This is a genomic window from Actinacidiphila polyblastidii (assembly GCF_036353415.1).
GTDB lineage: Bacteria > Actinomycetota > Actinomycetes > Streptomycetales > Streptomycetaceae > Actinacidiphila > Actinacidiphila polyblastidii.
The window spans coordinates 191,340-205,104 of sequence record NZ_JAZEWV010000009.1 but is presented as its reverse complement, the minus strand read 5'-3'; the positions used below and the strand labels follow the sequence as shown (position 1 = coordinate 205,104).

At 69.7% G+C, this 13,765-nt stretch carries 9 protein-coding genes; 8 read left to right on the top strand and 1 reads right to left on the bottom strand.

Annotated features, from left to right (window positions below; all coding sequences use genetic code 11):
• Nucleotides 1-75 precede the first annotated feature (75 nt).
• Nucleotides 76-2,790: an NPCBM/NEW2 domain-containing protein gene (locus V2S66_RS14355; protein ID WP_330795300.1), complete on the bottom strand. Its 2,715-nt coding sequence runs from the start codon at nt 2,788-2,790 to the stop codon at nt 76-78.
• Nucleotides 2,791-3,187: 397 nt separating this feature from the next.
• Between V2S66_RS14355 and V2S66_RS14350 the strand changes: the two genes are divergently transcribed.
• From V2S66_RS14350 to V2S66_RS14315, 8 genes are all read left to right on the top strand, one after another.
• Nucleotides 3,188-5,992, top strand: coding sequence for a glycoside hydrolase family 2 TIM barrel-domain containing protein (locus V2S66_RS14350; protein WP_330795297.1), 2,805 nt, complete (start codon nt 3,188-3,190; stop codon nt 5,990-5,992).
• A gap of 79 nt (nt 5,993-6,071) precedes the next feature.
• On the top strand, nt 6,072-6,743 hold the full coding sequence (locus tag V2S66_RS14345; RefSeq protein ID WP_330795295.1) for a GntR family transcriptional regulator: 672 nt from the start codon (nt 6,072-6,074) through the stop codon (nt 6,741-6,743).
• Nucleotides 6,744-6,750: 7 nt separating this feature from the next.
• A complete protein-coding gene (locus tag V2S66_RS14340; protein ID WP_330795293.1) occupies nt 6,751-7,680 on the top strand; it encodes a dihydrodipicolinate synthase family protein in 930 nt (309 codons plus the stop codon).
• Nucleotides 7,677-9,461: an IlvD/Edd family dehydratase gene (locus tag V2S66_RS14335; RefSeq protein WP_413966393.1), complete on the top strand. Its 1,785-nt coding sequence runs from the start codon at nt 7,677-7,679 to the stop codon at nt 9,459-9,461. Before V2S66_RS14340 ends, V2S66_RS14335 begins: the two co-directional genes overlap by 4 nt.
• Before the next feature lie 275 nt (nt 9,462-9,736).
• Entirely contained in the window at nt 9,737-10,786 is a 1,050-nt protein-coding gene (locus V2S66_RS14330; RefSeq protein ID WP_330795292.1) for an extracellular solute-binding protein, read from the top strand.
• Nucleotides 10,787-10,800: 14 nt separating this feature from the next.
• Nucleotides 10,801-11,967: an ABC transporter ATP-binding protein gene (locus V2S66_RS14325; protein ID WP_330795290.1), complete on the top strand. Its 1,167-nt coding sequence runs from the start codon at nt 10,801-10,803 to the stop codon at nt 11,965-11,967.
• Nucleotides 11,964-12,890 (top strand): ABC transporter permease, encoded by a 927-nt coding sequence (locus V2S66_RS14320; RefSeq protein ID WP_330795289.1) that lies wholly within the window; start codon nt 11,964-11,966, stop codon nt 12,888-12,890. The genes V2S66_RS14325 and V2S66_RS14320 overlap by 4 nt, the downstream gene beginning before the upstream one ends.
• Entirely contained in the window at nt 12,887-13,762 is an 876-nt protein-coding gene (locus V2S66_RS14315) for an ABC transporter permease (protein WP_330795288.1), read from the top strand. The genes V2S66_RS14320 and V2S66_RS14315 overlap by 4 nt, the downstream gene beginning before the upstream one ends.
• The last annotated feature ends 3 nt before the right edge of the window (nt 13,763-13,765 follow it).

Here is a 13,765-nt window from a genome sequence, read left to right as displayed (position 1 = left end):
GCACGGGCGCCTGGCGTCGAACGGGTGCCGCCGGCCCCGCGGTGCACGCGCCGGGGGCTCAGCCGACCCGTGGCCTCACGGGGAGGAGCAGGTCAGCTTGGGCGCCGCCCAGTCCCCGTGGTCGTAGGCGTTGTTGTCGCCCGCGTCGCCGACGACGAGGTCGAGGGACTGCACACCGGTGAGGTCCGCGGTGAGCTGCTGCGCCGGGTCGCCGCCCTTGATCGTCTTCGTCGAGGCGAGGACCTTGCCGTCACCGAGGACGCTGAACGTCATGGTGCCGGAGTTGCCCGCGTCGTCGTCGTTGCCGACCGTGGTGGTGAACGTCGAGCAGTTGCCGCCGAGGTAGATGTCGACGTCGCTGACCGCGTTGGTGCCCAGGCCCTTCGGGTACACCGTGCCGTCGATGGTCAGCGGAGTGCCGTCACCGGCGTTCTGGCCGCCCACCGACTGGTCCCGCTCGACCGGGCCCCAGCCGTTCGTCGCGGAGACGAAGTCGAGGTCGCTGACGTCGTTGACGCCGGTCGGCGGCGGCAGGTTGGTCACCTGCACCTGCGCGTCCTGGCGCAGCCACTGTGACACCTCGTTCTGTGCGAACGTGGCGGTCGCGGTGAGCGTCGCAGTGCTGGCCGCGTCGGTGGGCGCGGTCAACTCCCAGGTGGCGACGGCGCTGTGGCCGGGCTTGACCGCCCCGAACACCTGCGCCTGGCTGTCGAAGGTGAACCCCTTGGGCGCGACGAGCGTGACGTTGACGCCCTCGGCTGCGGGGGCGTGCTGGGGGACCGACACGGTCGTGGTCACCGTCACCGTCTTGCCGCGCTGCACGGTCTTGGTGGCCGGGGTGACCGCCAGCGCCGCCGTGGCGGAGGACGCCTTGTCGGCGGTGAACGACAGGTTGTCGAACTGGTCGGTGTCGTACGAGGTCAGGCCGAGTCCGCCCTGGCCGGCGGTGTAGGTGCTGTCGTGGACCACGCCGATGTCCTTGCCGTCGACGGACGCGGTGATCGCGTCGCCGCTGAAGGACAGCCCCAGGCGGTGCCAGCTGCCGGTGCCGAGCGCAGTGGTGGCCGAGCGGGTGAGCACCGTGCGGTTGCCGCCCGCGTCGGTCTTCACGATCGTCCAGGCCCCGGTGTCGCTGATCCGGAAGGAGTAGCCCTGCTGGTGGGACTGCGGCCGGTTCTGGGTGCCCGCGCGCCCGATCAGCTCCACGGTGCCGGGCTTGGCCAGCTCCACGTCGGACTGCATCGTGTAGTTCGTCCACGTCGGGTCGCCGACGAGGGTGAACGCGTCGCTGTCCTCCTGCCACTCGATCGGCTTGACCGGCGCCATCTGCTGCAGGCACATCCCGTGGCGGCCCGCGGCGCACTTCTGCACCTCGAACGAGCCCTGCATGTCGGAGACGTACTTCGCCTCGGTGCCGGCCGTGTTGCGGTCGAAGCTGTCGCTGTACGGCAACTTGAGGGCGTGCGCCGCCGGGGCCGTCGCGGTGCCCTTGCCGGCGCCGTTCAGGGTGGAGACGGTGTAGACGTAACCCGGCTGCATGGTCAGGGAGTACGCGCCGTCGACCGGCGTGATGTCCTGGGTGTGCACGAAGGAGGTGGCGCTGCCGGGAGCGTTCACGTCCGTGGCCCAGACGTGCACCGCGCCGGTGGACAGGCCGCCCGCCACCGTGAAGTTCGCGGTCTGCGACGCCGTGGCGGTCGTCGTCTCCAGAACGGTGGAGTAGTCCTTGCCGTTGGGCGACTTCAGCGACACGTACGAGCCGTTGTTCTCGTCCCCGCCGAGGTAGCCCGACGCGGAGTCGATGAACTTCCAGCCGGGCTGGGTGAACTGGGTGACCTGCGCAGTCGCCCAGGTGCTCGCACCGATCGTGTAGTTGCCCGACCAGGGCGAGCCGGCGGTGGCCAGGCCGACCGTGTCGTACGGGAGGTTGGGGTAGATCGCGGCCATCAGCGGCCAGTTGAAGAAGCTGACCATCTTCGCGTCGATGTAGCCGCGGGTGATCGCCCGGATCAGCGCCGGCGCACCGGTGTTCATGTCCTGCGAGCCGTTCTCGCTGTCCCACAGCGGCTTGCCGCTGGCGCGCGCCGCCTCGGTCGACTGGCAGGTCTTGGCGTCACCGCCGTCACCGCCGTTGCACGAGTAGTGCGTGCCGATGATCGACACCGCGTCGTTGAACGCCTTGTCCTTGGCCATGTCGTCGGCGACGCTCCACCCGGAGTCGTCGGCGACCAGCTTGATCCCCGAGTAGCCGTGCGCGTCGAGTGCGGACCGCAGCTTGACGAACCAGTCGGCGTCGTGGCCGCGTTCGTTCCAGCCGCCGAGGTAGCTGATCGGCAGTCCGTGCTGCTTGGCGCAACCGAGCCAGGAGATCAGGTAGTCGATGGTGTCGTCCGACCAGAAGCCGCCGTTGATCCAGCCGGGCGCCGCCCACGCCAGCCCGTACAGGCCGATATCGGGGTTGCGCGCCTTGGCCTGCTCGGCCAGCCAGAACTCGTACCCGGCGTTGCAGTTGACGACGCCCTTGGAGTGCTCGATCGACGGCTCGGAGCCGTCGGTGGAGTTGGCGTCGCCGCCGATCTCCAGCTTCAGCAGCTGGAGGTTCGCGCCGTAGCCCGGCTTGAACATGTAGTCCAGGATCTGCTTCTGCTGGGCGGCCGGATAGTCGGTCAGCAGCCGGGAGTTGCCGCCGCCGCCGCTGATCGCGCCGATCCCGTCGAACGTCCGGCCGCTCTGGCCGCCGTCCACACTGATCGACGTGTCAGGAGCGGCATGCGCCGGTGTGCTGCTCACCGTGAGCAACGCGGCAAGCACCGCAAGCGCCCACAAAGGAGCAAGTCTCCACACGCGCGCCATCGCACGGGGCATGGTTGGCACCTTTCACCGAAGAAGTTGACGCTAAGTGTGGTGTCCTGTGTAAATAACCGTCAATGCTCCGAACCAAGGAAACATAATCAAACATCGAGGAGAGCGTCCGCCCGACGGCCGGACCGGACCATTGACGCGACCGTGACCCCTCGCTAGCTTCATTGGCGGCCCTTCGGCCGCATCCCCATCAGCAGCACTCCCGGACCGCCGGGGCCCACACGCCCCCCCACTCCCCCGGCGGCGGCCCGGCGGGAAGAACCACTGACAACGTTGTCATAGGCATGCCCTGAACGGCGTGCCCTCCCTTCCTTGGAGGATTCCGATGGACGTGCAACGACGCAGGTTCCTGGCCCTGGGCGCGACGATGGGGCTGTCGGCGGTGGGGGTGGCGCGGGCCGTCCCGGCGTCGGCGAGCGTGTCGGACGGCGCCGCGACGCAGACGATGTACCTCACCGGCACGGACGCGGACAGCACCGTGCCGTGGGACTTCCAGTGCACGGCCGGCCGCAGGAGCGGCGTCTGGGGCACCGTTCCGACCCCGTCGAACTGGGAGTTCTCCGGCTACGGCACGTACAACTACGGCGGGGCGCTGACACCGGGTGAGAGCGGGAAGTACCGCCACAGCTTCACGCCGCCCGCGTCGTGGGCGGGCCGGCAGGTCTTCCTGGTCTTCGAGGGGGCGATGACGGACACCACCGTCTCGCTGAACGGCCGGTCGGCCGGGCCCAAGCACCAAGGCGCGTTCTACCGTTTCCGGTACGACGTCACGTCCCTGGTCCTCCTGGGACAGAGCAACCTGCTGGAGGTCACCGTCGACAAGGACTCCTCCGAGACCTCGGTGAACCAGGCCGAACGCGAGGGCGACTACTGGAACTTCGGCGGCATCTTCCGGCCGGTGTACCTGCAGGCCTTCCCGACCGCGCGCGTCGACCGGATCGCGGTCAGGGCCGAGTCGAGCGGCGCCTTCGCCGCCGACGTCTACCTGGCGGGGAACGTGGCCAGCGGCAGGCTCGCCGTCCAGATCAAGACGCTCGACGGCACGAACGTCGGCGGCGCCGTCTCGACCGCGGTCCCGGCGGGCGCCACCCATGTCACGGTCTCCACGAGCGTGCCCAGCCCGAAGCAGTGGACCGCCGAGACCCCCGACCTGTACCAGGCGGAGGTGGTGCTGACCGACTCCTCGGGCGCGCAGGTGCACGGGATCACCGAGCGGTTCGGCTTCCGTACGGTGCAGGTCCGCAGCGGTGACGGGGTGTACGTCAACGGTGTCAGGGTCCTCCTCAAGGGTGTGACCCGCCATACCTTCTTCCCGACGCTGGGCCGCGCCTCCAGCCCTCGCCTGGCGCGCGAGGACATCCTGCTGATGAAGTCGATGAACATCAACGCGGTCCGGATGTCCCACTACCCGCCGGACGCCTACTTCCTCGACCTCTGCGACGAGTTGGGGCTGTACGTCCTGGACGAACTCGCCGGCTGGCAGCACAGCTACGACACCGCCGCCGGCACCCCCCTGGTGCAGGCGATGGTCACCCGGGACGTCAACCACCCGTCGATCCTGTTCTGGGACAACGGCAACGAGGGCGGCTGGAACACCGCGCTGGACGGCCTGTTCGGCAGCTGGGACCCGCAGCAGCGGGCGGTGCTGCACCCCTGGGCGAACTTCGGCGGGATCGACACCAACCACTACCCGACGTACGACGCGGTCAAGTCCAAACTGGCCGGCTCGACGGTCTTCATGCCGACCGAGTTCCTGCACGGCCTGTACGACGGCGGCGCCGGCGCGGGCCTGGACGACTACTGGAACCTCATGGCGTCGGCCCCGCACGCGGCCGGCGGGTTCATCTGGTCCCTCATCGACGAGGGCATCCGCCGCGACGACGGCGGTGGCGCCATCGACACGAACGGCAACCGCGGTCCTGACGGCATCCTCGGCCCGTTCCGCGAGAAGGAGGGCAGCTTCTACACGATCAAGGACATCTGGTCGCCGATCCAGCTGACCAGCCGGTCGTACTACGAGAACACCTTCCCGGCCGCGTTCGACGGCACCGTCGGGCTGACGAACCGCTACGCCTTCACCAACACCTCGACTTGCAGGTTCAGTTGGCAACTGGTCAGCTACGCCTCCCCGGGAGGCACCGGGCACACGGTCACGGCGCAGGGCACCAGCACCAGTCCGAGGATCGCCCCCGGTGGCACCGGGAAGCTCACCCTCGGGCTGCCGGGGAACTGGGCGGGCGCGGACGCGCTGCGCGTGACGGCCGCCGACGCCTCGGGCGCCGAACTCATCACCTGGGTCTGGACGATCAAGAAGGCAGCCGACCACACGGCCCGGATCGTCGTCCCCGTCTCGGGCGCCCCGTCGGTCACCGGGACCCAGAGCAGCGACACGGTCACGATGACCGCGGGCCCGACCACCGTGCGCATCGCGCGTGCCACCGGCCGGCTGAGCGGGGTGACCAGGAACGGGACCGCGGTCTCACTGGCCAACGGACCGGCGCCCGCGGTGGGATCGTCGACTCTGACCGGCCTGACCCACGCGCAGGACGGCGCCGCGCACACCGTCACCGCGACCTACTCCGGCAATCTCACGTCGGTACGGTGGCGGCTGGACAGCAACGGGTGGCTCCGCCTGGACTACACCTACAACCTCACCGGCACGCACGACTTCCTGGGCGTCAACTTCGACTACCCCGAGTCCCGGGTCACCGGCGTGACCTGGCTGGGCCGCGGCCCGTACCGGGTCTGGAAGAACCGGCTGCGCGGGGTGACCACCGACGTGTGGACCAAGAGCTACAACGACACCGCCACCGGCCGGACCGGCTTCGCCTACCCGGAGTTCAAGGGCTACCACGCCGGACTGTACTGGGCCTCGCTGCTCACCACCGAGGGGACGATCACCGTGGCGTCCGCCCAGGAGGACGTCTTCCTGCGGCTGTTCACCCCCACGCAGCCCGCCGACTCGGGCACCGCCGCCGCCCCCTTCCCGGGCGGGAACATCTCCTTCCTCGACGGAATCCCGGCGATCGGGAACAAGTTCCACGCCGCGACCTCCGTAGGACCCGCCGGCCAGCCCAACACGGCAGCGGGCACGTACACCCGCACCCTGTACTTCCGCTTCGGGAACTGACAGAAGCCTTGACCGGGATCGGACGGAGCCCTAGCGTCGTTCGCACTTCATATATGAGATCTCTTTTGGAGACCGCCCTGTGTCCGATGCGCTCACCCACTCGAGCAAGTTCCGTCCCGGCTCGCTGCCCTCGCGCACCGAGGCGGTGCTGGACGCGGTCAAACACGGGATCCTGGTAGGCGAGTTGAAGCCGGGGCAGCCGCTGGTGGAGACCGAACTCGCCGCGCGGCTGGGGGTGTCGAAGACGCCGGTGCGCGAGGCGTTGAAGACGCTGGCGGGGTCCGGCCTGGTCATCATGAGTCCGTACAAGGGCGCCTCGGTGCGCGAGGTGGACCAGGCGCTGGCGCGCAGCGTGTACGACATGAGGCTGCTGCTGGAGCCGGTGGCCGCGGTGCGCACGGCGGTGGAGGCCCGCTCCTCCTGGGCCGCGGCGGAGTCCGCCCTCGACCGCGCGGACCGGGCCGCCGACTCCGCCGAGCGCTCCCTGGCGAACCGGGACTTCCACCGGGTCCTGTACGCGGGCTGCGGAAACCCGCTGCTGGTCAGCGCGCTGGACGAACTGCGCGACCAGACGGCACTGGTGTCCAGTGCCGCCTGGGCCGTGCGGCCCTCCTGGGAGATGGAGGCACAGGAGCACCGGGCGATCCTGCACGCCGCGCAGAGCGGGAATGCGGACCTGGTGGGCGACCTGCTCCGCGACCACATCAGCGCGTTCGTGGCACGCAACTTCCCCGAGATCTCAGCGGAGTAGGGCCGACATGGCACTGGGAACCTCACCTTTCGACGATCTCCGGACCCGGCTGGCCACGGTGATCGCGATTCCGGTGACACCGTTCGCCGCGGACGGCACACCGGACTGGGACACCCACGCGGCGCTGGTCCGCCGGCTGGTCGACCACGGTGTGCGGGTGGTGACGCCCAACGGCAACACCGGCGAGTTCTACGCCCTCGGAGAGGCGGAGGTCCGGCGGGCCGTGGAGTCGACCGTCGCGGCGGCCGCAGGCCGGGCGGAGGTGGTGGCGGGCGTCGGCCTGGACACGGCTCGGGCGGTCGACGCGGCCCTGCACGCCCGCGAGGCGGGCGCGGGCTCGATCATGGTGCACCAGCCCGTCCACCCCTACCGCTCCGCGGAGGGCTGGATCGACTACCACCGGATGATCGCGGAGGCGGTGCCCGACCTCGGGGTCGTCCTCTACGTCCGCGACGAGCGCGTGAGCGGCGAGCAGATCCGGACGCTCGCCGACCAGTGCGCGAACGTCGTCGCCGTGAAGTACGCCGTCCCCGATCCGGTGCGCTTCGCGTGCGTGGCACGGGACGCGGGTCTGGAGCGGTTCGCGTGGATAGCCGGGCTGGCCGAGCTGCACGCCCCCGGCTACTGGGCGACCGGCGCGGTCGGCTTCACCTCCGGCCTGGTCAACGTGGTCCCGCGGCTCTCACTGGCACTGCTGGAGACACTGCGTGGCGGTGACTACCCGAAGGCCATGCGGGTGTGGGAGTCGGCGCGGGCCTTCGAGGAGCTGCGCGCTGCGGACGCCTCCGCCGACAACGTCAGCGTGGTCAAGGAGGCGCTGGCCCAACTCGGCCTGGGCCCACGGGCGGTGCGTGCGCCGTCCCGGGTCCTGCCCGAGGCGGTCCGCGACCACATCGGTGAACTGATCGCGCGGTGGCGGACGGAGGACTGGCTGTGACGAGCCAACCGGACGCGAGGCCTGCCGCCGGCGGTGCGAACGGGCAGGCGAAGCCGCTGCGCAGCGCGGCCTGGTTCGGCAGCCCCGACGACGTCACCGGCGGCGGACTGCGCGCCTTCAGCCACCGCTCGCGGATGCGGCAGCTCGGCTATCTCCCGGAGGAGCATCTGGGCAAGCCGGTCATCGCGATCCTCAACACCTGGTCCGACATCAATCCCTGCCACATGCACCTGCGGGAGCGCGCCGAGCAGGTCAAGCGCGGCGTGTGGCAGGCCGGCGGATTCCCGCTGGAGTTCCCCGTCGCGACCCTCTCGGAGACCTTCCAGAAGCCCACGCCCATGCTGTACCGCAACCTGCTGTCCATGGAGACGGAGGAGCTGCTGCGGTCGTACCCGGTGGACGGCGCGGTGCTGATGGGCGGCTGCGACAAGACGATCCCCGCGCTGCTCATGGGTGCCGCGAGCGCCGGGCTGCCGGCCCTGGTCGTCCCGTCGGGGCCCATGCTGCGCGGCCACCACCGCGGAAAGACCCTGGGCAGCGGCACCGATCTGTGGGCCTACTGGGACGAGTTCCGGGCAGGGCGGATCAGCGAGTGCGAGATGTCGCAGGTGGAATGCGGCCTGGCGCGTTCACCCGGCCACTGCATGACCATGGGCACCGCGTCCACGATGACCGCTGCCGCCGAGGCCATGGGCATGGCACTGCCCGGCTCCTCCGCCATTCCCGCCGTGGACTCCGCCCACCATCGGATGGCCGCGGCGGCAGGGCTGCGGATCGTCGGTCTGGTCGAGGAGGACATCACGCCGGCCGCGGTCATGACCCGGGAGGCGTTCGAGGACGCCGCCGCGACCGTGCTCTCCCTGGGCGGCTCGACCAATGCCCTGATCCACCTGATAGCCGTGGCGGGACGGCTCGGCGTCCCCTTCTCGCTGGAGGACTTCGACGCCATCGGCCGCCGCGTCCCGGTACTCGCCGACGTCCGCCCGGTGGGCGCCCACCTGATGGAGGACTTCTACTACGCGGGCGGACTGCCGTCCCTGCTGCGGCAGTTGAACGAGATCCCGGGAGCACTGCACCCGGACAGGCCAACCGTGGCCGGTCATTCCTTCGCGGGGTACTTCGCGGACGCGGAGATCCACGGTCCGGCCATCCGCAGGCATGACGACGCCCTGTACGAGGAAGGCGGCGTCACCGTCCTGCACGGCAACCTCGCCCCGGGGGGCGCGGTCATCAAACACCTGGCCGCCGCCCCCGAGCTGCTGCGCCACACCGGCCCCGCCGTCGTCTTCGACTCCTACACCCAGCTCAGGGAGGGTATCGACGACCCGGCCCACGCCATCACCAAGGACACCGTTCTGGTGTTGCGCGGCGCAGGCCCCCTCGGCGGGCCGGGCATGCCCGAGTACGGCATGCTCCCCATCCCCGCCTACCTGCTGGAGAAGGGCGTCACCGACCTGGTGCGGATCTCCGACGCCAGGATGAGCGGAACCAGCTACGGCACCTGCGTCCTGCACATCGCCCCCGAATCACACGCCGGCGGCCCACTGGCGCTGGTCCGCACCGGCGACCTGATCACCCTCGACGTCCAGCAGCGCCTTCTGCAACTGAACGTCGATCCAGCCGAGTTGGCTGAGCGCCGGCTCGCCTGGCGCCCGCCGGAGCCGGTGTCCACACGCGGGTACGGCGCCCTCTACAGCGAGCACGTCACCCAGGCCGACCAGGGCTGCGACTTCGACTTCCTCGCCTCGCCGGGCCTCAACCCGGTGCCCGATCCGCACTGAGCCGGCACAACCGCAACCGCACACCGCACGCCCGTCTTGGCACCCACCAGCGAAGGGCTCTATCCGTCATGCCTCAGGTCCCTGGAAGATCCGTCCCGAGCATTCCTGTTCCTTCGCGTCGTCGGGTGTTGTCGACGCTTGCCGTGGCCGGGGTCGCGGCGCCGTTGTTGTCGGCGTGTTCGGCGCCCAGTGGTCCCGGTGGTGGGGGCACGTCGGTGGCGCCGGTGTCGCCGGCCGCGACTCCTGGCAAGCCCGTGACGTTGAACATCCTTGACGTGGCGGGGAATCTGGCGTTGACCAAGCCGATGATCGAGGCGTTCAAGGCCGCGCATCCGGAGGTGGTCTCGCACGTCACGTACACCACGGGGACCGCGCCGCAGCTGGCGTCGAAGGTGCAGGCGCAGCAGCAGGCCGGCAACGTGCAGATCGATCTGGTGCTGACCGGGACGGACGGTCTGGCCGCGGGGATCCAAAAGGGCCTGTGGACGGGGTTGAAGCCGTACTACGACGGATTCTTCCCCGGCTTGATGGGCAACTACCAGCCGCCGGCGGCGGCGATGACGGCGCTGGCGCAGGACCAGGGCATCGAGTTGGTGTGGTATCCGTCGGGTCCGCTGCTGGAGTACGACCCGGACAGGGTCGCCACTCCACCGGCGACCACCGACGCGCTGCTGGACTGGGCGAAGGCGAACCCGGGGAAGTTCCAGTACGCGCGCCCGGCGAACTCCGGTCCGGGCCGTACCTTCTTGATGGGCCTGCCCTACCTCCTCGGCGATGCCGATCCCACCGATCCCAGCGGGGGGTGGTCCAAGACGTGGGCGTATCTGACGGAGTTGAACAAGTACGTCGACTCCTATCCCGCGGGCACGAGTGCGACGATGAAGAACCTGGCGGCGGGCACCGTGCACATGCTGGCCTCCACGACGGGCTGGTATGTCAACCCGCGGGCGCTGGGGACGGTCCCGCCGCGGATGAGGATCGCGAAGTTCTCCTCGTTCACGTGGGTCTGCGACGCGCAGTACGGGGTGATCCCCAAGGGGGTCTCGCCCGATGTGCTCAGTGCGGGGCTGCGGCTGCTGGCGTGGATGCTCACCCCCGAGCAGCAGGCGTTCGCCTATGACGACGGGTACTTCTACCCCGGCCCGGCGGTCAAGGACGTCCCGCTGAGCAAGGCGCCGGCCGCATCGCGCAAGGTCGTCGCGCAGTACGGGGAGCCGCAGTTCGACGCGTGGATCACGCAGTACCCGATCAAGAACTCCCTGCCGGCCCTCACCCAGGTCACCGCGTTCGACCTGTGGGACCGCAGGATCGGATCGACGAAGTGAGAACGGCCCCTTCGATGAATCCCACCGCCGGGCAGCCCCTGCCCACCCAGCAGCCAGCGCCCCACGAGGGGCGAACCGGCTCGCAGGTGCGTGAGTTGCGGTTGGAGGGCGTCACCCGCAACTACGGCGCCCACACCGCTTTGCACCCGTTGGATCTGACCGTGCACGGCGGGGAGTTCGTCGCGCTGCTCGGCCCCTCGGGGTGCGGGAAGACCACCGCGTTGAACTGTCTGGCCGGATTGCTGCCGCTGACCGGCGGCCGGATCACCCTGGACGGACAGCGGGTGGACACCCTCCCACCGGAAAAACGCGGCTTCGGGATGGTCTTCCAGAACTACGCCCTGTTCCCCCACCTCACCGTGCGGGCGAACGTCGCCTTCGGCCTGAAGATGCGCAAGCTCCCCAAGGCGGAGATCGGACACCGGGTGGACGAGGTCCTGCGGCTGGTGCGGTTGTCCGAGCAGGCCCGCAAACACCCCGGTCAGCTGTCCGGGGGGCAGCAGCAGCGCGTCGCGATCGCCCGCGCGATCGTCCTGGAACCACCCCTGGTGCTCATGGACGAACCGCTGTCCAACCTCGACGCCGCGCTGCGCCTGGAGATGCGCACCGAGATCCGCCGCATCCACCAGCAGTTCGGCCTGACCACCCTCTACGTCACCCACGACCAGGAAGAAGCCCTCTCCCTCGCCGACCGCCTCGTCGTCCTCCACGAGGGCCGGGTCAGTCAGATCGGCACCCCCGCCGACCTGTATGAACACCCCGCCAACCCCCACGTCGCTGCGTTCATGGGCTACCGCAACCTCCTGAACCTGACCATCGCATCCACCGACACCACCGGCGTCCACGCCCGCGGACGCGGCCTGGAACTGCGCGGCACCCCCGCCACCGACCACCCCCTCAGCCCGGACCAGGACGTCGTGGTCGCGATCCGCCCCGAAGACATCCACCTCGCCCAGCACGACGACGCTGCCGCGGGCCCCGGCATCGAGGCCGTCGCGGAGGTCGTGGAATACCACGGCCGGCAACTCCACGTCGAAGCCCTCACCGGCGCCGGCGACCGCATCCACCTCACATCCACCAGCCCGGTCCACCCGAACGACACCCTCAGCCTCACCGTCCCCGCCGACCGCGCCCTCGTCTTCCCGCGCGAGCCCGAGGAGTTGCAGGAGGCGACCGGATGACCAGCACCCTGTCACCGCCCGGAGCCGGGCCGGGTCCTTCCACACCCGAGCGGGTCGCGCTGCGTCACCGGCTGGCCGAGCGCGGCGTCGACCGCACCCTGCTCCTGCTGCTGCCCGGTCTGCTCGCGGTGGTCGCCCTGTTCTGCTACCCGTTCCTGTACGGGCTGCAGATCTCCTTCCAGCCCACCACCGGCGGCACCCTCGGCTCCTACCGCGCGTTCTTCGACAACTCCTACGCCGTCGGCTCCATCGCCATCACCTTCAAACTCGCCCTGCCCGCCGCCCTCATCAACGTCGGCGCGTCCGTCCCCATCTCGTACCGGATGCGCCGCGACTTCCGCGGCAAACGCCTCCTGCTTGCCCTGCTCGTCGTCCCCATCACCCTGGGCACCGTCCTGACCGCAGAAGGCATCGTGGAGTTCTTCGGCCCCGTCGGCTGGTTCAACCAAACCCTCCGCACCCTCCACCTCATCCACACCCCCCTCACCCTCACCTACAACTACTGGGGCGTCCTGCTCTCCCTGGTCATCAGCGGATTCCCCTTCGCGTTCCTGCTCACCCACTCCTACCTCTCCGGCATCCACCCCGCCCTGGAACGCGCCGCCGCCACCCTCGGCGCCGACTGGCGCCAACGCTTCCGCCACATCACCTTCCCCCTCCTGCTCCCCGGCCTGATGACCACCTTCGTCCTCACCTTCGTCCTGGCCTTCGCCGTCTTCCCCTCCGCGATCATGGTCGGCGACCCCGACGGCAGAACCCACGTCATCTCCATCGAGGCCTACGAAACAGCCCTGGAACGCTTCAACTACTCCCAGGGCTGCGCCATCGCCATGATCATGACCGCCCTCATGCTCACCGTCATCGCGCTGACCATGGCACTGCGCACCCGCCTCTACCGCGGAGCCACCGGAGGCAAGGGATGACCACCACCACACCCGCCCCCACCACGAAGGCACCCCAGACCCGGGCCGCCCGCCGCAGCATCCGCCTGCACCCCGGCACCTGGCTGATCTGGGCCGCCCTCGCCTTCTTCTTCCTCAACCTCCTCGGCGTGATCGGCTCGGTGCTCCTGAACTCCTTCGGCCGCACCTGGTTCACCGGCTGGACCCCCCACGGCTACACCACGACCTGGTACACCCAGGCCTGGAACGAGTTCAACCTCGGCCACGTCCTGGTCACCACCCTCGAAGTCACCCTCCTCGTCGTCGCCCTCTCCCTCCTCCTGGCCGTCCCCGCCTCCTACGCCCTGGCCCGACGCGACTTCCCCGGCAAGAAGATCATCACCGCCCTCTTCGTCCTCCCGATCCTCGTCCCGCCCATCGCCTACGGCATCCCCCTGGCCACCGTCCTGTACAAATTCCACCTCGCCGGCACCCTCACCGGCGTCGTCCTGGCCAACCTCGTCCCCTCCATCCCCTTCGTCATCTTCACCATGACCCCCTTCATCGAACAGATCGACCCCCGCCTGGAAGCCGCCGCCCGCATGTGCGGAGCACCCACCCACTCCGTCCTCACCCGCATCCTGGCCCCCCTCCTCCTGCCCGGCATCCTCGCCGCCGGCATCCTCGTCACCGTCCGCACCTTCGGCATGTTCGAACTCACCTTCCTCACCTCAGGACCCGACAGCCAGACCCTCATCGTCGCCCTCTTCTCCGCCGTCTTCTCCGCCGGCATCCGCAGCCCGCAGTCCATCGACGCCATGGCCGTCATCTACACCGCCTCCATGGCCCTCCTCCTCCTCATCGCCCTCCGCTTCATCAACCCCACCCAACTCGTCGCACGCAACACCAACTGACCC